Origin of the sequence: Aurantimonas aggregata, from assembly GCF_010500835.1 — a bacterium.
Taxonomy (GTDB): Bacteria; Pseudomonadota; Alphaproteobacteria; order Rhizobiales; family Rhizobiaceae; genus Aurantimonas; species Aurantimonas aggregata.
The window spans coordinates 1-18,646 of sequence record NZ_JAAAMJ010000031.1; the positions used below are offsets into that span (position 1 = coordinate 1).

Consider the following 18,646-nt stretch of genomic DNA (forward strand, 5'->3'; position numbering starts at 1 on the left):
ATCGGTCGCACCGTAGCGGTGATGGCGGAGGCTGAAAGAAAGCCGTGAACCTGGAATGGGCGCATGAAGGCGATCTTGATCATGCGGGGTTCTTGACCGTGAGCCGCCAACCCAATGGTCGAGCGATAGCCCCGGATTGCGTTGCCTTAACAGTAGGGAAGATCGGTCTACGATGGGCCGCAAGCGGACTGTCAGCTTCCGAACATCTGTATGGCGAAAGCCGCCATCGACTCTCGACACTGTCTGAGCGTCATGAACGGCCACGTCACCTTCGCCGTTGCCGCTCACCTGCCCGGCCGCTGATGTACCCGTGGTGCCCGCGCCAGGGTCAAGTTGCGCCTACAAGAGTGCCGTAGACAGTGCCGGAAAGACCGCAACGAGAAGCGTCACCAGCGCCATGACGGCAATGAATGGCATCACGCCTGCGAATATGGATTCAAGGCCAACGTTGCGATCGCCGAGCGTCGAATGCACCGTGAAAACCGAGATACCGAACGGCGGCGTCAGGAGGCCGATCTCGACGGCAAGCACCGTCACGAGGCCGAACTGGATCAGGTCGAAGCCGAGCGACTGCGCGATCGGTGCCGCGATGGGTACCATGATGAGCAGGATCGAGGACGAGTCGAGGATCATTCCCAGAAGGATGAGGACGAGCACATAGACCCCGAGGAATCCGTAGGGCCCGAGGCCCGAAGCCGAGACGAGGTCGCCGATCGCCGTCGGGATGCCGGCAATGGCCAGCATCCGGCTGTAGAAACTGGCGGCGATGAGGAGGATCAGGATCGTCACCGACACCATGCCGGTGTCCTTGAGAACCCGCCAGATCCGCCTGCGATCGAGGGAGCGCTTGAAGAGCGCGATGACGAGCGCGCCGAAGGCACCCACGCCCCCCGCCTCGGTGGGGGTGAAGAAGCCACTGTAGAGACCGCCGAGGACCAGCATCACAAGGACGACGATGGGCAGGAGCTTGCCCATCATCTCCGCTGCACCCATGTCGGCCTGGCCTTCCGCGCCGGCGACGCGCGGCGCGCCATCGACATAGACGAAGCGCGGCGCAATGAAGGTCAGCGCGACGATCATTCCGGCAAAGCCAAACGCCAGCAGGATGCCGGGGATGATGCCGGCGACGAAGAGGTTGCCGATCGACTGCTCGGCCAGCACGCCGTAGATGATGAGGACCAGACTCGGCGGAATGAGCATGCCGAGCACCGATGAGCCGGCGACGGTGCCGGCGGCGAAGGCCGGGCGATAGCCGTATCGGGTCATCTCGGGGACCGCGACCTTGGTGAAGACTGCCGCCGAGGCGATGGAGACTCCCGTGACCGCAGCGAAGACCGTGTTGGCGGCGATGGTGGCGATGCCAAGGCCGCCGCGCAGGCGGCGAAGCAGCGCTTCAGCCACCTGGAACGTGTCGCGCCCGATATTGGAGATCGAGACGATCAGTCCCATCAGAACGAAGAGTGGGATCGTCGCGAAGAGGTAGTCGGCGATCCCGTTATAGACGGAGATCGACAAGAGACGCATCGCAAGTTCGAAATTGTCCCGCAGGAGCCAGACGCCGGCGATCGCCACCGAGAACAGGGCGACGGCGATGTGCATGCCGAAAAGCACGAGCGCGACCAGCGCGCCGATCAGGAGGAAGCCGACGGTCATTTCGGTCATGAGATGCCCTTGGGCGACAGGTGGCTTGGCCCGGACCGCGCGACCTGCAGCGCCACCACGAGATAGGCAAGGCAGGCGAGCGACGCGCCGACGACGTTGATGACGCGGAACGGCAGCGTCGGGATGGTGAAGAGGCCCTGCACCCCGAAGAACTCGCCCGTTCGCCAGGCGTCGGCCGTGTCCGGCCACGACGCCCATACGATGGCCCCGAAGACGATCGCACCGACGAGCGCGAACAGCGTCTCCAGCACCCGGACGAGGCCGGGACTATAGGAAGCCAGAAAGATCACCAGGAAGTCCGCCCGCGTCATGCGACCGGCCAGCACGGCCGCCGCGATCTGCAGGAAGACGATCGCCACCACCGAGCGCGCCGCGATTTCCGCAACGCCGGTGATGGGGCTGTCGAAGAAGTTGCGGCCGAGGACGTCGGCGACGATCAGCGCCATCAGCGCGAAGATCCAGAGCGTGCCGGCCGCCGCGAGCCATTGCGCGATCCGGGCGAGGAAGCGCGGGCCCGCCGGGTCGGGTTCGCCGCCGGGCTCAGTCGGATCCAGGGATTGGGATGCCATGCTCCCTCCAGCGAAGGAAATTGGGCCGAGCCCCAGGGCCCGGCCGGAGTCTTCTGGCGCCTAGAGGCCCTCGTCCCATGCCCGCAGCGGCTCGACACCATTGTCGCGCAGCGCCGCGAAATATGCCTTCAGCACGGTGGCTGCCGCCTCGCCATTGGCATCAAGCCATGGCTGCACGACGTTGGGCAGGCCTTCCACCCAACGACGCTTCTCCTCGTCCGGGAGCTCGGTGACGGTGAGTCCCGCAGCTTCCATCTCGGCGAGGGCCTTGGCCGACTGTTCCGTGACGTACTCGCCGTGGCGGATCGAGGTCGTCCGGCCCGCCTCCTTGATGACCTCCTGCACCTCCTCGGGCAAACCCTCGAAGAAGTCGGCATTGGCGGCGACGCCGCCGAAATACATCGAGCCGACGCCGACCCGCGTCAGTTCCGGAGCCACTTCATAGACCCGGGCGGGCAGAATTCCGGAGGCGAAGGAGAGCGTCCCCTGCGAGACGCCGGTCTGGATGTCGGTGTAATAGGTGGTGAGAGCACCATCGACCGGCGTCGCGCCTGTGCCCTGCAGCCAGTTTGCCGAAGTCCCCGGGGCGTTGATCCGCTTGTTGGCGAGGTCCTCGAGCGAGTTGATCTTGAAGTTGGCATAGATGTCGTAGCTGTCGGTGATCAGCGACGAGAGGTAGACCATGTTCTGGTCCTCCCAGCCGGCCTTCAGTTCCGGCAACTCCTCCGTGAGGCGGTCGAAGATGTCGATCAGCAGCTCATGGTCGGTCGTCGCGAAGGGCGTGAAATAGGTGACGTTCTGGAGCGGCATCGCGGCACCCTCCCAAACCGTGCCGACCATGCCGATGTCGGTGATACCGTCGCGCACCGCAGCGCGCGTGTCGGTAAACTTATACAGCGTTCCCCCATAGGCTTCGCGCCAGTCCACCACGTAGTTGTTGCCGCGCTCATCGAGCAGACGGTCGACTTCGGGCTGGAAGACGTTCTTCATCGCCCAGGCCCAGATGTTGGTCGTAGGGTGGCTCGACGCGATGTTGATCGTGACGCTCTCCTGCGCCACCGCGCCGCCCGGCAGCAACAGTGCCAGCATGCCTGCGCCTGCCAGCAGGGCTGTTCTCATTGTCATTGTGGTGTTCCTCCCGGACACTGGTTCATTCACTTGACGACACCGAGCGCCCTCAGGATCTTTTCGGGCGTGAAGGGCATGTCGGTGACGCGGGCGCCGAAGGGCGCGAGCGCGTCGTTGATGGCATTCATCACGGCGCCGGGAGCCCCGGCAGTGCCGGCCTCGCCCGCGCCCTTGGCGCCGAGGACGGACTCCCGCGTCGGCGTCTCGACATGGCCGATGACCATGTCGGGCATCTCCGGCGCCATGGGCACCAGGTAATCCGCCATGTTGGCGTTCAGCAGCTGGCCCTCGCCGTCGTAGAGGCATTCTTCGTAGAGCGCGCCGCCAATACCCTGCACGATGCCGCCGCGGATCTGCTCGTCGACCAGCATCGGGTTGATGATGCGACCGCAATCCTCGACGCACCAGTGCTTCAAAAGCTTCACGAAGCCGGTCTCGACGTCGACCTCGACATAGCTCGCCTGGACGCCATTGGTGAAGGCGAACGGGTGCTCGCTGGTGAGGTAGTGGCGGGTGGCCACCAGCTCGCGCGGCAGATCGCGCGGCAGGGTGTCACCACGGAAATAGACGATGCGCCCGAGCTCGGCGAGCGGCATGCGCTCGTTGCCGGTGGCAGTATCCACGATTTGATCCGCGACGATGGCCAGGTCCTGCGGATCGGCCTGGAGCAGCACGCCGGCGATCTGGAGGATGCTGGCCCGCAGCGCCAGACCCGCCTGCAGCGCCGCCTCGCCGCCGATCCCGGCGCCCCGCGAGGCCCAGGTCCCGCCGCCATAGGGCGTCACCTGCGTGTCGCCGGTGACCACCTTCACGCGGTCCATGGAGACGCCGATGCTCTCGGCCACGACCTGCGCGATCACCGCTTCGGTGCCCTGCCCCTGCTCGGTCACGCCGGTGAGGGCGACGACCGATCCGTCCGGATCCATGCGGATGGTGCAGCCGTCCTGCGCCGAGATGCGCGCGCCGCCGATGCCGTACATGAAGGGGCTCGGGTTGGTGAGTTCGATGAAGCTCGCGATGCCGATGCCGCACTGGATGCCGCGTGCGCGCAGCGCCCGTTGCTCCGCGCGCAGCGCGTCGTAGTCCATGAGCTTCACGAGCTTGTCGAGCGAGGCATGGTGCGAAAGCGCCTCGAACTTCATCTTGGCGGCCGACACATAGGGATAGGCGTCGTCCGGAATGAGGTTGCGGCGGCGCATCTCGACGGGATCGAGCCCGAGGTGAGCGGCAGCCATGTCGACCAGCCCCTCGGTGACCGCACACGCGATCGGATGCCCGACGGCGCGGTACTGGCTCGTCGGCACCTTGTTCTGGAAGACCACGGAAGTGCACGCACGATATGCGGGAAGGACGTAGGGGCCGCCGCAGAGATTGACGACCTGGTTGCCCTCGACGGCGCTGGTCCGCGGATAGACCGAGAAGGGGCCGATCGCCGTCCAGTCGTCGACGTCGAGGCCGAGGATCCTGCCCTCCCCGTCGAAGGCCATGCGGGCCTGGATGACGTGATCGCGGGCGTGAATGTCCGAGGCAAAGGACTCCAGCCGGTCGGCGACGAACTTCACCGGCCGCTTCATCACCTTGGCGATGGCAACGGTGGCCACCTCGTCCGGATAGACGTGGACCTTGATGCCGAAGGAGCCGCCGACATCGTTGCAGATCACCCGGACGTGGGACTCCGGCATAGCGAGGTGCTCGGCAAGAACCGACTGGATCATGTGCGGCGCCTGGCCCGAAAGATGCACCACGAGCTGGTTCTCGGCGCGTCGATAGTCCGCCAGGATCGTGCGCGGCTCCAGGCACACGCCGGTGTGGCGACCCGTCACGAACTCGGCTTCGACGACATGGGCGGCGTCGGCGAAGGCAGCCTGGAGATCCCCCTCCTCGTGCAGGCGCCGAAAGGCGAGATTGTCGCCGAGATCGGGATGGACCAGCGGCGCACCCTGGTCGAGCGCGCTCATCATGTCGGCCACGACCGGGAGCGGTTCGAAATCGACCTCGATGAGGGCCAGTGCATCCTCGGCCAGGGCGCGGCTTTCCGCCACCACCGCAGCCACCGGCTCGCCTGCCCAGGAAGCCTTTCCAACCGCGATCGGGTATTGCGGCGGCGACTTCAGCCCCTTGAGATGCTGGAGCACGCCGACCCAGGGCGTGCAGACTTCCGCCAGATCGGCGCCGGTAAAGACACGCAGAACGCCGGGCAACTGCAGGGCCTCTGCCGCGTCGATGGCGACGATGCGGGCATGGGCGTGGGGCGAGCGCAGGAAGGCGACATGAACCATTCGCGGCAGGCTGATGTCGTCGACATAGCGCCCCTGGCCTTCGACCAGGCGCGCCGCATTGGGCCTCGGCACGGAGCGGCCGATATAGCTGTTGGGACGGTTGGGATTGTCGAACTGGAGGCTCATCGCGCAGCCTCCGGCTCTGCGGCCTCGCGGCGCGCCGCCATCGTCGACGCCACCGCGTCGACGATGGCCTCGTAGCCGGTGCAGCGGCAATAGTTGCCCGACAGGTGCTCGCGGATCTCCTCGCGACCGAGCTCCTCGGGGCGGGCGAGAAGTTCCGCGGCCGTGAGCAGCATGCCCGGCGTGCAGAAGCCGCATTGCAGGGCATTGCGGCGGATGAACTCGTCCTGCAGGTCGCGGATCTCGCCGGTTTCCGACAGGCCCTCGACGGTCCAGATCTCGGCCCCGTCGAGCTGGGCGACCAGCATCAGGCAGCCACGCACGATGTCGCCGTTGACGCGCAATGTGCAGGCGCCGCAGACCCCCTGCTCGCAGCCGGCATGGCTGCCGGTCAGGCCGAGATCGAGGCGCAGGAAATCCACCAGATGCCGACGTGCCTCGACGTCGCGATGCACGGTCTCGCCATTCACGGTGAGCCGGACCGACACGTGCTGCTGGAAGCTGGCTGACGTACTCAATGTGCTGTTCCCCGCCATTCGTCCGATCGCAGATCGGCCAGGACGCGCCGCAGAAGCACAACCGCAAGATGCCGCTTGAACGCGGCGGTCCCGTTCATATCGCTCATCGGGTCGATGTCCTCCATGAGGGCACCGTGCAGGGCAGCCTCGTCGGCGCCATCGCTCGCCGCGCGGCTCGCACCGGCGGCAAGGACCGCCTTCTCCCCGACGCCGAAGAACACGATGCGCGCGCGAGACAAGGCGGCGTCGGCCGCGCAGGCGGCAACGCCCACCAGGGCGTAGTCGCCGGAGCGACGCGACAGTTCGATCAGGCGCTGCCGGCCACCGGACGGGCACTTCGGCACCTCGACGGCGACGATCATCTCGAACGGACGCAGAGCGGTCTCGAAGAGACCCAGGAAGAAATCATCGCTCCTGACGCGCCGTTCCGCCCCGTCCTCGCCGAGCAGGACAAGCGTTGCATCCAGGGCAACCATGCAGGCCGGCAGTTCGGCGGCGGGATCGGCATAGGCAAGCGATCCGCCCACCGAGCCCCGAGTGCGGATCGCGGGATGGGCGATCTGCTGCGCGGCCTGCGGCAGCAGGGGCGCATGTTCGGCAAGAAGCGGTGAATCGAGAAGGTCGCGATGACGCGTCAGCGCGCCGATCCGCACCACGTCACCGCGGTCGTTCACGCCGGACAGGGCTTCGACATGATTGATGTCGATGAGCGCAGGCACGTCGGAAAGGCGCAGATTGAGCGACGCGACGAGGCTTTGCCCGCCGGCAATGAGTCTTGCGTCCTCGCCGGCCTCGCGCCAGAGCGCGAAAACCTCGTCGAGCGACGTGGCGCGCGCATAACCGAGCGACGCAGCTTTCATCGATAATCCTCCCCAGCCGGCTCCTCAACCGGCAGACGGCTTTCCGCCGCTTTAATGATCATTCGATCATTAAAGCGCTTCCTGCGCAAGAGGTCGAACGCGTCGAGGCTTCTTCTTGCGGCTGAAGGGGATTACGAGGAAGGAATGGATCAGAGCACCACGCCCGGACAGTCACCCGTCGAGCCAGCCAAGGCGCGTCGTCGTCTTTCGCCGGATGAACGCCGGCGCATGATCGTCGAAGGCGCCGTCGCGTTCTTCTCGGAGGTCGGCCTCGACGGCACGACGCGCGAACTATCGTGTCGCCTCGGCGTCGCCCAGCCGCTGATCTATCGGTATTTCGGCAGCAAGGAAGAACTGCTTGAGGCGGTATTCCAGAGCGTCTACATCGACCGCCTCGACGCCGCTTGGCACCCGGCACTGCTTGACCGCTCGGTTCCGTTCGAGACACGGCTGCGCAATTTCTACAGGAACTATACCAGGGCGATCTTCACCTATGAGTGGATGCGCATCTTCATGTTCTCGGGTCTGGCAGGCGCCGATCTCAACGGTCGCTACCTCCACCAGGTCGAGACCCTTTACCTGAAGCCGCTGCTCGCTGAGGCGCGCCACGCATTTCCTGCCGCCGACCCGCAGATGGAGGATGTCTGGAGCCTACATGGCGGCATTATCTATCTCGCCATCCGCAAGTTTATCTACCGTCTGCCGATGCCCGACGATCTTGGCCCGCTGGTGGAGCAAATGGCGCAGCGCTTCGCGGACAGCTACCGAGAGATGATGATCCAAGCCGAAAAACAAGAGCCCTTACGCACTCCAAGATGATATCGGGCCGCAAATGCGGTTCAAAGTTCGAGGCACGGCGCGCAGAAAGCGTTGGTGCAAGATTCCTAGCTCACGTTGCGACCGCCACAGACCAGCATGGGCCGAGAGCAGACCGTCCGCTTCTGCGGGCGAGATGCTTGAAAGCGGCCGGCAATTCGACGAGTGGATAGCGCGCGTCCACCACCGGGCGGATACCGGCGCGGTCCAGCGCCCGCACGAGGCGCTCCAGCGCCCGGCGGCTGCCGGTGCCGATCCCGTGAATGGTGATGTTCTTCAGCATCAGGGGCATTGCAGGGGAACTGAACTCGAAGCCGTCGAGAGCGTCGATCTGGCAGACATGACCGCCGACGGCGGCGAGTTCGACGGATTTGCCGAGATGCGCCCCGCCAATCACCTCCAGCACGATGTCGGCACCGCGATCGCCGGTGATCCGATAGACCGCCTCCATCCAGTCTTCCGCATCGGTATCCACGAAGTGATCGGCGCCGAGTGCGCACCCGCGCCCCGTTACCGGGTTGGCCGCAGATGATGACCTCGGCACCGCTCGCTTTGGCGATCTGAAGACCAAACAGCGCGACGCCGCCGGTGCTGGGGATGAGAACGGTGTCCCCGGCGCGACGCCAGCGCTTTCCAACAGTGCAGACCAGGCTGTCAGCCCCGCCACCGGCAAAGTGGCCGCCTGGCAAGGCTCAAGGCTCGCCGGCGCCTTGACGGACCAAAGCTCCGGCATCGCAACATATTCCGCCAGGGCGCCCGGGTAGAACCGCCGAGCGTTTGGTAGGCAGGCGTGCGGGCGGTGCCAGGACGAAGCCCATCGATCCAGTCCGGCGTCGGCGTTAACACGAGCCGTGGCGCGCGGCTCGACCTTCGCGATGGACCCGGCGAACATCCACACGGTCCTGCAGCACACGGGGACCGGCAATCCGCAGGAGGGCGAGGATCCGGACTTCGCGCGCGCCCTGTCAAAGGCGATCATCGCCCGCCAGACCCCGCCGGAGGGAAAGCAGCTCGGTGAGAACGATCCGGCTGCCTGGAAGGCCTGGCACGAAAGCCTTCTCGCCTCCGGCGATCTGGCGGAGCCGCTGCCGGATCTTGAGGCCGCCTACAACAACGACTTCGTCGAAGCATGGAACGAACACCGCTGATCTCGTCGCGGGCAGGACACGTCTTGCCCGCGCATCACGGGACAGGCAGCGGCTTTGCGATGCATCACCTCTCAGCCTGGAGCGCGACGAGGGCAGACCGGCCGGCTTCCACAAACCTGGACAGCCTCGCCTTGCGCTTCAGGGACTGTCTCAAGCGACCTGCTCAGATCGAGCACCTGGAAAATTCAGGTGAAACGTTCGAAATCGACAGCGCCGGCATGGCGGGCGCAGAGGCTTCATCAACACCGCCTCCGGGCAGGCGCGTCGGGGCTTCATCTACATGCTCCATTACGACGCCTCTCAATTCGGCGTCGTCGGGATCACCCAGCCGCTGGCCCAAGCGGTCGCCCCGAAAGACGATCACCGTCGACGCGTGAAGGATCGGGGTATCCCTTGCCCCGGCGGACCGTGATCTGGCGCCCTTCCACGGAGGGCCACGAGCCGCTAGCGTGCGGGTCATCAACACCTCGTCGGAAAGCAGTGTCGGCATGGCATGCAGCTAGGCGCGAGCAGGAAAGTCCCTTGACCAAGCAGAGGCTAGAGACTGGCGCACTGAAAGCGCTTCCCCCGCTGAGTCTCATCGACCGCATGCGCCAGCAACTTCCGAACATGAAGCGCGCCGACAAGGCGGTCGCCGAGGCCCTGCTTGAAAACATCGATGCCGCGACGAGAAGCAGCGTCAAGGCGTTGGCTGGCCGGGCCGGTGTCAGCGAGCCCAGCGTCATCCGCTTCGCCCGCCGCATGGGCTGCGACGGGTTCAGCGATTTCAAGATCCGGCTCGCCCAGGACTACGCCATTGGGCGAATGTACCTGTCGGCCGACTACCAGCATCCCGCCAGTACCGGCAGTGAGGTGGCCGGGCACGTCTATGAGGCGACGAGCCAGGCCTTGGCCAGCGCTTTCGCGCAGCGCGATCCCGACGCGCTCGAGCGTGCCGCCGATCTGATCGACGGATCGCGCCGCATCTTCTGTTTCGGCGTTGGCGGAAGCTCGGCCAATGTGGCAGCGGAGGCCGAGAACCGGCTCTTCCGGCTGGATCTGGCAGCCAGCGCAACAGCGGATGCCTACAAGCAACGCATCACCGCTGCCACCGCCGGGAAGAATGACGTCTTCCTGATGTTCTCTGTCACCGGTCGCCCGCGCTCGCTGATCGAAAGCGCACGATCGGCGAAGCAGTGCGGCGCTTCGATTATCGCGGTGACGGCGGGCGGCACGCCTCTGGCAGACGAGGCCGACGTGCTCCTACCGCTCGTCGCCTTCGACGAGGAGAAGTTCTTCTACATGCCGAACCGCGGGAGATACGGCCAGCTATTCATCCTGGACTGCCTCGCGACCCTCCTCGGCGGCCGCCGGATGAAGCACATCTCCTCGAAATTGTGGAACGCCCGCACGATGCTCGCCGACCTGAACGGCGAGAGCGAGAACCAGCCGGTCGGCGACTGAAATGTAGCACCTCGCATAAAGCAGCGGCAGGACTGGCTGAAAAAGAAGGCGCAATCGGCAATAATTTGTCACCCGGTGCGCGTCGCTTGACCGAAATGTAGTTTTGGTACAAATTCTGTCTGGACGCAGACGGAGACCATCGTGGACGGCATCGCTTCGCGCCAGGCGCATATCATCGGTTTCCAGTTCGACGAGGTCGTGGTCCCGGCGCACCCCGGCGTCATCAATTCCGACACGCTCGCCAAGCCGCTGCACATGCTGCCGGTCGGCGGCAAGGAGAGCTGGAGCGTGCAGTTCGACGAGTTGCCGAAGCTGATCCTTCGCCTCCACCTCTCGGACGGCACGGTGGGTCTCGGCGAGTTCTATCGTGATCACGAATGGACCCGGGTCGAACAGATCGCGGACAACCTGATGGGCCGCTCGATCGACGAGCTGATCCTGCAGAAGCTGCCGATCCCGCTCTGCCGCGAATATGACGGCTTCGAATGCGCGATCTGGGACGCCTACGCCAAGCAACTGGGGGTTCCGCTGCATCGCCTCCTCGGCGGCGCATTGCGCGACAGGATCGCCGTGAGCGCCTGGTCCAGTCACAGGACGCAGGAGGAGATCGGCCCCTGGGTCCGCCAGTACCAGGACCAGGGCTTCAAGGTCATCAAGTTCAAATGCGATCTCGAGGACGACGTGCCGGGATGGTGCGCCCGGATCGCCGAGCATGCCCCCGGCATGAAGATCATCTTCGATCCCAATCAGCGCTGGGAGAACCCCGGCAACGCGCGGCCGATCATCCGCGAGATCGAGAAGATCGGCAACGTCCTCGTCCTCGAGGATCCGATCCCCCGCTGGATGATGCTGGACTACAAGGAGCTGCGGCGCTTCTCGTCGATCCCGATCGCGTTGCACGTCTCGCTCCCCTACATCTATCAGGGACAACGGCCTTATGAAGCGATCGACGCCATCGCCCACGGCGCCGTCGACGGGTTCAACTTCAACGGCGGGCTGGCGGGCTTCCAGCAGCTCGACCACATTGCCCGGACGGCGGGGCTCTATTGCTGGCACGGTTCCGAGGTGGATCTCGGCATCCTCGAGGCGATGTACGTCCATCAGTGCTCCGCCGCCGCGAGTTGCGTCTGGCCGGGCGACATCTTCGGCCGGATGATACGGTCGCACGACCTTCTCGATACGCCCCTGACGGTCGAGCCGCCCTTCATCCATATCCCCTCCGACGGGCCAGGCCTCGGCGTCAGGTTGAGCGAAGCCGCGCTCGAACGCTTCGGCGTCTCCCAGCGCATGATCGACTGATCCGATGCGCTGGGAACGTCTCACCACCCGTGAAATCGACGCTTTGCCGCGAAGCCTGCCGGTGATCGTCAACGTGGCGGCGATCGAGCAGCATGGCCCGCATCTGCCGCTCGACACCGATGCGGTGATCGGCGGGGCGTTTCTCGAGGCATTGGAAGCCGAGGCCGGCGACGAGGTGCTGATCCTGCCGCAGGTCAAGGTCTGCTGCTCCGAGCATCACATGGATTTCCCCGGCACGCTCAGCATCGGGCATCGCAGCTTCCTCGACTATGTCGGCGCGATCCTGCAGTCGGTGGTCCGGCACGGCTTCCGCAATCTGGTGATCTTCAACAGCCATGGCGGCAACCAGGCGATCGGCCAGGTCCTGCTCGAGGAGTTCGGCGCGTCGCATCGCGATTGCAGTATCGCGATGCTGACCTGGTGGCGGCTGGCCGGGCCGGAAATCGCCAAGATTCGCGACAGCGGCTTTGCCGGGGCCAACCACGCCTGCGAACTCGAAACATCGCTGATGCTGCACATCGATCCGGCAGCGGTCCGCCGGCCCGACCATCTTCCGTCCATGAGCTACGTACCGACCCATGGCTGGGCCAACGCCGACATGATCATGCCGGCCCGTGGCGCGCTGTTCCGCTCCATGGCCGAGATGTCCGACGGGCTGGGCGTCGTCGGCGACGCGTCGCTGGCAACGGCTGCTAAGGGCCGCGCGATCATCGAGGCGGTCACAGAACAATTGCTCGTCGTCGTCCGGGACATGTCGGGCGCCTCTTCCCTCGCAGACCCGAAACCGAAGGAGACTGAAAAATGTTGAAGGCATTGGCAAGAAACTGCCTCGCGGCGACGATGGCGCTTACCGGTCTCGTCACTTCGGGCGCCTCGGCGGTGGCGCAGGACGAGCCCGGCGGGATCATCACCGTCGCCACCATCGGCGAGCCCAACACGCTCGATCCGATGGCCGCGACGGGCGACCTCCTCGGGATGGTCACCCAGCATTTCCTCGAGACGCTCTACACGTTCGACAAGGAATGGAACGTCACCCCGCTGCTCGCGGCCGACCTGCCCGAGATCTCCGATGACGGGAAGACGGTGACGATCGCCCTGCGCGAGGGCATCAAGTTCCACAACGGCAAGACGATGACGGCGGACGACGTGGTCGCTTCGCTGGAGCGCTGGTTCAAGATCGCCTCGCGAGGACAGCTGGTCGCCGACAAGGTGGAGAAGATCGAGGCGACGGACGCGAGCACCGTCACGATCTCGCTGAGCGCGCCCTTCGGACCGCTGCCGGCGCTGCTCGCCTTCAACAATTCCGCGGCGGTCATCCTGCCGAAGGAGACGCTGGCCGAACCGCTGACCGAGTTCGTCGGCACCGGGCCCTTCATGCTGAAGGAGCGGCGCCCCGACCAGTACATCCAGCTGGTACGCTTTGCCGACTACCAGCCGCTGGAGGGCGAGCCGGACGGCTTCGGCGGTCGCCGCGAGGCGCTGCTCGAGGAGGTGCGGTTCGTGCCGGTCCCCGACGCCAACACCCGCGTGGAAGGCGCCGTCGCCGGGCAATACGACTATGCCGAGCTGCTGCCCGTCGAATCCTTTGACCGCCTGACCGGACAGACCGAGCCGATGCTGACGGAATCCTTCGGCTGGCCGATGTTCATCATGAACACCAAGCAGGGGGTCATGACCGACCAGAACCTGCGGAAGGCGGTCCAGGCCCTGCAGAACTCCGACGATCTCATGCTGGCCGCCTTCGGCGAGGAGCGCTTCTTCAAGGTCGACGGGGCGCTCTACCCGGAAGGCTATGTCTGGCGGAACGAAACCGGCGTCGAAGCCTACAACCAGGGCGACGTGGAAAAGGCCAAGAGCCTTGCCGAACAGGCCGGCTACGATGGCGAGCCGATCCGCATCCTGACGAGCCGGCAGTACGAGTTCCACTACAAGATGGCGCAGGTGCTGGACGCCTATCTGAAGTCCGCCGGCCTGAATTCCCAGCTCGACGTGGTCGACTGGGCGACGCTCGTGCAACGCCGGGCCGACCCCGCCTTGTGGGACATCTTCATCACCCACAGCCCCTTCCTGCCGGATCCGGCGCTGATCGCGCCGCTGCCGGCAAGCTATCCCGGCTGGTGGTCCACGCCGGAGAAGGAAGAGCTCCTGACGGCGCTCAACACCGAGACTGACCTCGCGAAGCGCCAGGCGATCTGGGCCGATATCCAGGGCCTCATCTACGAGCAGGCGCCCTTCTACAAGGTGGGCGACTTCGCCGCCCTTGCCGCCAAGTCGCCGAAGGTGGAGGGATTCGAAGCGTCGCCCTGGCCCTATTTCTGGAACGTGTCGCTCGCAAAGTAAGCCGACCCTGACGGGCGCCCCGGCGCCCGTCAGACCTTTCCCGATTCACCGGAATGCGCGATGGCCAGCTACGTGCTCAAACGATTCACCGGCATGGTCGTCGTCCTGTTCGTGGTGGCGACCATCGTATTCGTCATCGTGCGCATCGCCCCCGGCGACCCGGCAGCCGTCATGCTGGGACCGGACGCCACCCCCGCGGACATCTCGGCGCTGCGCGACCGGCTCGGTCTCAACCAGCCGCTCCTCGTCCAGTTCGGCGTCTATCTCGGACAGATCCTGACCGGAAATCTCGGCGATTCCATCTTCCTCAACATGCCGGTGCTCACCGCCCTCGGCCAACGCGCCGAGCCGACCTTCTTCCTCACTCTGTTCTCGATCCTCATCGCTACAGGTATCGCCCTGCCCATCGGCATCCTGTCCGCCTACTATCGCGGCAGCCTGTTCGACCAGGCTTCGACGACCCTCGCGATGTTCGCCGCCAGCGTGCCGAGCTTCTGGCTGGCGCTCATCCTGATCCAGGTCTTTGCCGTCCGTCTGGGCTGGTTCCCGGTGGCCGGCTATGGCGGTCCGGACACCACCCTGCTGGAACGGCTGCATCACCTGATCCTGCCCGCCATCACGCTGGGCGTCGTCAGCTCGGCGCTGATCCTGCGGTTCACCCGCGCCTCGATGCTGGATGTCCTCGACGACGATTACATAAGGACGGCGCGCTCGAAGGGCATGGCCGAGACGCCGGTGGTCCTCAAGCACGCCTTCAAGAACGCACTGATCCCGATCCTCACGGTCATCGGCATCACCGCGGCCCTGCTGATCTCCGGCGCGATCGTCACCGAAACGGTGTTCGGCCTTCCCGGCGTCGGCAATCTCGTCGTGTCGGCGGTCATGCGCCGCGACTATCCGGTGATCCAGGGAGCGCTCCTCGTCGTCGCGGCGCTCTACGTCCTGATCAATTTCGCCATCGACATGCTGTATCTGGTGATCGACCCGCGGGTGCGGTTCTGATGGCCGTTTCCACCGTGGCAAGACCCAACAGGACCCTTGCCGTGGCGAAGACCCTGCGCGAGCGAAAGCCGCTCGCCCTCGGCGTGACGCTCCTCCTGGTCATCGTCATCCTGTGCGTGTTCGCCCCGCTCTTTGCGCCCTACGACCCCACCAAGCTGTCGATCGCCAACCGTCTGATCGCGCCCGGCGCCGACCATTTCTTCGGCACCGACGAACTGGGCCGTGACGTCTTCACCCGCGCGATCTATGCCGGACGGACGTCGCTGATGATCGGCGCGGCGGCGACGGTCTTCGCCTCGGTGATCGGCATCGCGCTCGGGCTCGCAGCGGGTTTCTTCCGCCGCACCGACGTGGTCATCGCCCGGATCATCGACGCGATGATGGCTTTCCCCGACATCCTGCTCGCCATCGCGCTCGTCGCCGCCCTCGGCCCCTCGGCCGCCACGGTCATCGTCGCCCTTGGCATCGTCTACACGCCGCGCCTCGCCCGCATCGTGCGCGCCTCCACCTTCGTCATCCGCGAGCTGCCCTATGTCGAGGCCGCCCGTGCGCTCGGGGTGCCGACCTGGCGCATCCTCTATCGCCACATCCTGCGCAACCTCCTGTCCGTCATCATGGTCCAGGCGACCTTCATCTTCGCCTACGCGATCCTGGCGGAGGCGAGCCTGACCTTCCTCGGCGTCGGCGTCAGCCCGGACATTCCGACCTGGGGCACGATGATCGCGGCGGGCCGCCAATATGTCGGCCAGGCCGACTGGATGACGGTCTTCCCCGGCCTTGCCATCATCCTGTCGGTGATGTCGCTCCAGCTCGTCGGGGATGGCCTGCGCGATCTTCTCGACCCCCGCCTGCGCAAGGATCTCTGAGATGCCGCAGATGCACGCTGACCCGGCGACGACGGGACTGGCGTCGGCGTCGTCCGACGCGGTCACGCTGAAGGTGACCGGCCTCAGGACGCATTTCCGAATCGGGTCGACCATCGCCAAGGCGGTGGACGACGTGGACCTGACGGTGCGCCAGGGCAAGACATTGGCCGTGGTCGGCGAGTCCGGCTCCGGCAAGTCGGTGACCAGCCTGTCGATCATGCGGCTGCTCGCCCCGTCGGCGACGATCGTCGACGGGACGATGGCGTTCACGCGGCGGGACGGCACCGTCGTCGATCTGGCTCGGGCGAAGAACCGCGTGATGCGCAGGATTCGCGGCCAGGAGATCGCGATGATCTTCCAGGAGCCGATGACGAGCCTCAATCCGCTCTACACGGTCGGCGACCAGATCATCGAGATGATCCGCCTGCACGAGACCATCTCGCGCGCCGACGCCCGCGCCCGCGCCCGCCGCATGCTCGAACTGGTCGAAATCGCCTCGCCGGAACGGCGCCTCGACGACTATCCCCACTCCATGTCCGGCGGCATGCGCCAGCGGGTGATGATCGCACTGGCGCTCGCCTGCAACCCGTTCCTGCTGATCGCCGACGAACCGACCACCGCCCTCGACGTCACGATCCAGGCGCAAATCCTCGAGCTCCTGCGCCGGCTGCAGAAGGAGATGGGCATGAGCATCCTGTTCATCACCCACAATCTTGGTGTGGTGGCGGAAATCGCCGACGACGTCGCCGTCATGTATGCCGGCAAGGTGGTCGAGCAGGCACCGGTCAGGGCTCTCTTCAAAGCCCCGCGTCACCCGTACACTAAGGGGCTGATCGCCTGCATCCCTGATCCCGCGCGCGACCGGGACGCCGCGGGAGGCCGGCGTCTCCTCAGCCCGATCCCCGGCTCCGTTCCCAGCGTGACGAACCTGCCGGGCGGCTGCGCCTATGCCGATCGCTGTCCGCTGGTGGTGGCGAAGTGCCGGGAAAAAAACCCGCCGCTGATCGGGGTCGAAGCGCTGCATTCCACCCGCTGCTGGAGGCACGAAGACGTATGATCGAGGCCGACAGCACGAACGAGACGCTCCTGTCGGTGCGCAACCTCGTCAAGAAGTTCCAGGTTGGGAAGAGCGTGGTCCAGGCCGTTTCCGATGTCTCCTTCGATGTCCGGCGCGGCAGGACGACGGGGATCGTCGGCGAATCCGGCTCGGGCAAGACGACGATCGGGCGCTGCATCATGCGTCTCGTCGAGCCGACGGAGGGCGAAGCGATCTTCGAGGGCGAAGATCTCTTCAAGGCTTCGGGCAAGCGTCTGCGCGCACTTCGCAAGCGCCTTCAGTTCATCTTCCAGGACCCCTATTCGAGCCTGAACCCGAAGATGAAGGTCGCCGACATCATCGGCGAGGCGATCGACACCCACAGGATCGCCAAGGGCGCCGCCAGGCGGCAGATGATCGGCGACCTGCTCGAACGCGTCGGGCTCGACCGGGACCACGACCGCCGCTTCCCGCACGAGTTCTCCGGCGGCCAGCGTCAGCGCATCGGCATCGCCCGGGCGCTGGCGGTGCAGCCCGACCTGATCGTCGCCGACGAGCCGATCTCGGCGCTCGACGTCTCCGTCCAGGCGCAGATCCTCAATCTCCTCCAGTCGCTCCAGAACGAGCTGGGGCTCACCACCGTCTTCATCTCGCACGACCTCACCGTCGTCGAGTATCTCTGCGACGACGTCGTCGTCCTCTATCTTGGCCGCGTCATGGAAAGCGGCCGGGCCGAAGACATCTACGGCAACCCGCGCCACCCCTATACGCGGGCGCTGCTGTCGAGCTCGCCGCTGCCCGACCCCGAACGCCGCCGCGAGCGCATCGTCCTCAAGGGTGACATACCGAGTCCGATCTCGCCGCCCTCTGGATGCGTCTTCCGAACCCGCTGCCCCGACGCGATCGAGGCCTGCGCGGCCGTCGTCCCGCCGATTGAGGAAGTGGGCTCCAACCACGTCGTCGCCTGCATCAGGCACCGCGAACTGCCGGCCTGGTCGCCGGCCAGGAACCTCATGAAGGAAACGCCATGACGCCCGAAGAGAAGCTCGCCGAACTCGGCCTCACGCTGCCGCCGGTGCCCGCCCCGATCGCGAATTTCGTCACCCATGTCGAAGAAGGCTCGCTTCTCTTCCTGTCCGGGCAAGGGCCGCGCAACCACGACGGCCAGATGGCGACCGGAAAGGTCGGCGCCGGCGTCTCGGTCGAGGAAGCCTACGAGCACGCGCAGCTGACGGGGCTCAATCTCCTCGCGGTGATGAAGCATGCGCTCGGCGAGCTCGGCCGCGTCGAGCGGGTGGTCAAGCTGCTGGGCATGGTCAATGCAGACCCGCTCTTCTCCGACCATCCGAAGGTCATCAATGGGTGCTCCGACCTTATGGTCGCGGTATTCGGGGAAAACGGACGCCACGCCCGCTCCGCCGTCGGCTTCGGCTCGCTTCCGGGGCAGATCACGGTGGAAATCGAGGCGATCGTTAAAGTCGAACAAGGTCGCCGATAGATCCTTTCGTGCTCAGAGGAAAATGGCACCAGTTTCTGCGTCCAGCCTTGGGAGCGAAC

18 protein-coding genes and 1 pseudogene are annotated in these 18,646 nt (G+C 65.6%); 12 read left to right on the top strand and 7 right to left on the bottom strand.

Going from position 1 to position 18,646, the window contains the following annotated elements:
* Positions 1–339 precede the first annotated feature (339 nt).
* Genes GTW51_RS21250 through GTW51_RS21275 form a run of 6 tightly spaced genes read right to left on the bottom strand, consistent with a single transcriptional unit; the run spans position 340 to position 7,139 of the window.
* Positions 340–1,662: a TRAP transporter large permease gene (locus GTW51_RS21250; protein WP_163046048.1), complete on the bottom strand. Its 1,323-nt coding sequence runs from the start codon at positions 1,660–1,662 to the stop codon at positions 340–342.
* Complete coding sequence (locus GTW51_RS21255) at positions 1,659–2,231, bottom strand: TRAP transporter small permease subunit (protein ID WP_163046049.1); 573 nt, start codon at positions 2,229–2,231, stop codon at positions 1,659–1,661. The genes GTW51_RS21250 and GTW51_RS21255 overlap by 4 nt, the downstream gene beginning before the upstream one ends.
* A gap of 60 nt (positions 2,232–2,291) precedes the next feature.
* On the bottom strand, positions 2,292–3,356 hold the full coding sequence (locus GTW51_RS21260; protein ID WP_246233330.1) for a C4-dicarboxylate TRAP transporter substrate-binding protein: 1,065 nt from the start codon (positions 3,354–3,356) through the stop codon (positions 2,292–2,294).
* Positions 3,357–3,385: 29 nt separating this feature from the next.
* On the bottom strand, positions 3,386–5,764 hold the full coding sequence (locus GTW51_RS21265; RefSeq protein WP_163046050.1) for a xanthine dehydrogenase family protein molybdopterin-binding subunit: 2,379 nt from the start codon (positions 5,762–5,764) through the stop codon (positions 3,386–3,388).
* A complete protein-coding gene (locus GTW51_RS21270) occupies positions 5,761–6,279 on the bottom strand; it encodes a (2Fe-2S)-binding protein (RefSeq protein ID WP_246233331.1) in 519 nt (172 codons plus the stop codon). Before GTW51_RS21270 ends, GTW51_RS21265 begins: the two co-directional genes overlap by 4 nt.
* Positions 6,276–7,139: an FAD binding domain-containing protein gene (locus GTW51_RS21275; protein ID WP_163046052.1), complete on the bottom strand. Its 864-nt coding sequence runs from the start codon at positions 7,137–7,139 to the stop codon at positions 6,276–6,278. Before GTW51_RS21275 ends, GTW51_RS21270 begins: the two co-directional genes overlap by 4 nt.
* 54 nt (positions 7,140–7,193) lie before the next feature.
* On the opposite strand from GTW51_RS21275, the gene GTW51_RS21280 reads away from it, so the two are divergent.
* Entirely contained in the window at positions 7,194–7,958 is a 765-nt protein-coding gene (locus tag GTW51_RS21280) for a TetR/AcrR family transcriptional regulator (RefSeq protein ID WP_203566231.1), read from the top strand.
* A 70-nt stretch (positions 7,959–8,028) separates the two neighbouring features.
* Here GTW51_RS21280 and GTW51_RS21285 read toward each other — a convergent pair whose 3' ends face one another.
* Positions 8,029–8,688, bottom strand: coding sequence for a zinc-binding dehydrogenase (locus GTW51_RS21285; protein ID WP_203566232.1), 660 nt, complete (start codon positions 8,686–8,688; stop codon positions 8,029–8,031).
* Positions 8,689–8,806: 118 nt separating this feature from the next.
* Here GTW51_RS21285 and GTW51_RS21290 point away from each other — a divergent pair, with 118 nt between their 5' ends.
* The 11 genes and pseudogenes from GTW51_RS21290 (at position 8,807) to GTW51_RS21340 (ending at position 18,587) form a co-directional block, all read left to right on the top strand.
* Positions 8,807–9,103: a hypothetical protein gene (locus tag GTW51_RS21290; protein ID WP_203566233.1), complete on the top strand. Its 297-nt coding sequence runs from the start codon at positions 8,807–8,809 to the stop codon at positions 9,101–9,103.
* 214 nt (positions 9,104–9,317) lie between these two features.
* A pseudogene (locus GTW51_RS24170) lies at positions 9,318–9,452 on the top strand (SDR family oxidoreductase); the annotation flags it as partial.
* 44 nt (positions 9,453–9,496) lie between these two features.
* A complete protein-coding gene (locus GTW51_RS21300; RefSeq protein ID WP_246233332.1) occupies positions 9,497–10,546 on the top strand; it encodes a MurR/RpiR family transcriptional regulator in 1,050 nt (349 codons plus the stop codon).
* Between the two features lie 141 nt (positions 10,547–10,687).
* Positions 10,688–11,845, top strand: a complete 1,158-nt coding sequence (locus GTW51_RS21305; protein ID WP_163046053.1) for an enolase C-terminal domain-like protein — start codon at positions 10,688–10,690, stop codon at positions 11,843–11,845.
* Between the two features lie 4 nt (positions 11,846–11,849).
* Positions 11,850–12,653 carry a creatininase family protein gene (locus GTW51_RS21310; RefSeq protein WP_163046054.1) on the top strand — a complete coding sequence of 268 codons (804 nt, stop codon included), beginning with the start codon at positions 11,850–11,852 and terminating at the stop codon, positions 12,651–12,653.
* Positions 12,647–14,185 (top strand): ABC transporter substrate-binding protein, encoded by a 1,539-nt coding sequence (locus GTW51_RS21315; protein WP_425483301.1) that lies wholly within the window; start codon positions 12,647–12,649, stop codon positions 14,183–14,185. The genes GTW51_RS21310 and GTW51_RS21315 overlap by 7 nt, the downstream gene beginning before the upstream one ends.
* A 60-nt stretch (positions 14,186–14,245) precedes the next feature.
* Positions 14,246–15,187, top strand: coding sequence for an ABC transporter permease (locus tag GTW51_RS21320; RefSeq protein WP_163046055.1), 942 nt, complete (start codon positions 14,246–14,248; stop codon positions 15,185–15,187).
* Complete coding sequence (locus GTW51_RS21325; protein ID WP_203566234.1) at positions 15,187–16,053, top strand: ABC transporter permease; 867 nt, start codon at positions 15,187–15,189, stop codon at positions 16,051–16,053. Before GTW51_RS21320 ends, GTW51_RS21325 begins: the two co-directional genes overlap by 1 nt.
* Before the next feature lies 1 nt (position 16,054).
* Positions 16,055–17,110, top strand: coding sequence for an ABC transporter ATP-binding protein (locus GTW51_RS21330; RefSeq protein WP_425483302.1), 1,056 nt, complete (start codon positions 16,055–16,057; stop codon positions 17,108–17,110).
* The gene (locus GTW51_RS21335) at positions 17,107–18,120 is read left to right on the top strand and encodes an ABC transporter ATP-binding protein (RefSeq protein ID WP_163046056.1); all 1,014 of its coding nucleotides are present in this window, start codon (positions 17,107–17,109) and stop codon (positions 18,118–18,120) included. Before GTW51_RS21330 ends, GTW51_RS21335 begins: the two co-directional genes overlap by 4 nt.
* Complete coding sequence (locus GTW51_RS21340; RefSeq protein ID WP_163046057.1) at positions 18,117–18,587, top strand: RidA family protein; 471 nt, start codon at positions 18,117–18,119, stop codon at positions 18,585–18,587. Before GTW51_RS21335 ends, GTW51_RS21340 begins: the two co-directional genes overlap by 4 nt.
* Positions 18,588–18,646: the final 59 nt, after the last annotated feature.

Bases quoted from the DNA above. Each gene is read 5' to 3' on its own strand.
- GTW51_RS21250 (WP_163046048.1), bottom strand. From the start codon at position 1,662: ATGACCGAAATGACCGTCGGCTTCCTCCTGATCGGCGCGCTGGTCGCG.
- GTW51_RS21255 (WP_163046049.1), bottom strand. From the start codon at position 2,231: ATGGCATCCCAATCCCTGGATCCGACTGAGCCCGGCGGCGAACCCGAC.
- GTW51_RS21260 (WP_246233330.1), bottom strand. From the start codon at position 3,356: ATGACAATGAGAACAGCCCTGCTGGCAGGCGCAGGCATGCTGGCACTG.
- GTW51_RS21265 (WP_163046050.1), bottom strand. From the start codon at position 5,764: ATGAGCCTCCAGTTCGACAATCCCAACCGTCCCAACAGCTATATCGGC.
- GTW51_RS21275 (WP_163046052.1), bottom strand. From the start codon at position 7,139: ATGAAAGCTGCGTCGCTCGGTTATGCGCGCGCCACGTCGCTCGACGAG.
- GTW51_RS21280 (WP_203566231.1), top strand. From the start codon at position 7,194: ATGATCATTCGATCATTAAAGCGCTTCCTGCGCAAGAGGTCGAACGCG.
- GTW51_RS21285 (WP_203566232.1), bottom strand. From the start codon at position 8,688: ATGCCGGAGCTTTGGTCCGTCAAGGCGCCGGCGAGCCTTGAGCCTTGC.
- GTW51_RS21310 (WP_163046054.1), top strand. From the start codon at position 11,850: ATGCGCTGGGAACGTCTCACCACCCGTGAAATCGACGCTTTGCCGCGA.
- GTW51_RS21315 (WP_425483301.1), top strand. From the start codon at position 12,647: ATGTTGAAGGCATTGGCAAGAAACTGCCTCGCGGCGACGATGGCGCTT.
- GTW51_RS21320 (WP_163046055.1), top strand. From the start codon at position 14,246: ATGGCCAGCTACGTGCTCAAACGATTCACCGGCATGGTCGTCGTCCTG.
- GTW51_RS21325 (WP_203566234.1), top strand. From the start codon at position 15,187: ATGGCCGTTTCCACCGTGGCAAGACCCAACAGGACCCTTGCCGTGGCG.
- GTW51_RS21330 (WP_425483302.1), top strand. From the start codon at position 16,055: ATGCCGCAGATGCACGCTGACCCGGCGACGACGGGACTGGCGTCGGCG.
- GTW51_RS21335 (WP_163046056.1), top strand. From the start codon at position 17,107: ATGATCGAGGCCGACAGCACGAACGAGACGCTCCTGTCGGTGCGCAAC.
- GTW51_RS21340 (WP_163046057.1), top strand. From the start codon at position 18,117: ATGACGCCCGAAGAGAAGCTCGCCGAACTCGGCCTCACGCTGCCGCCG.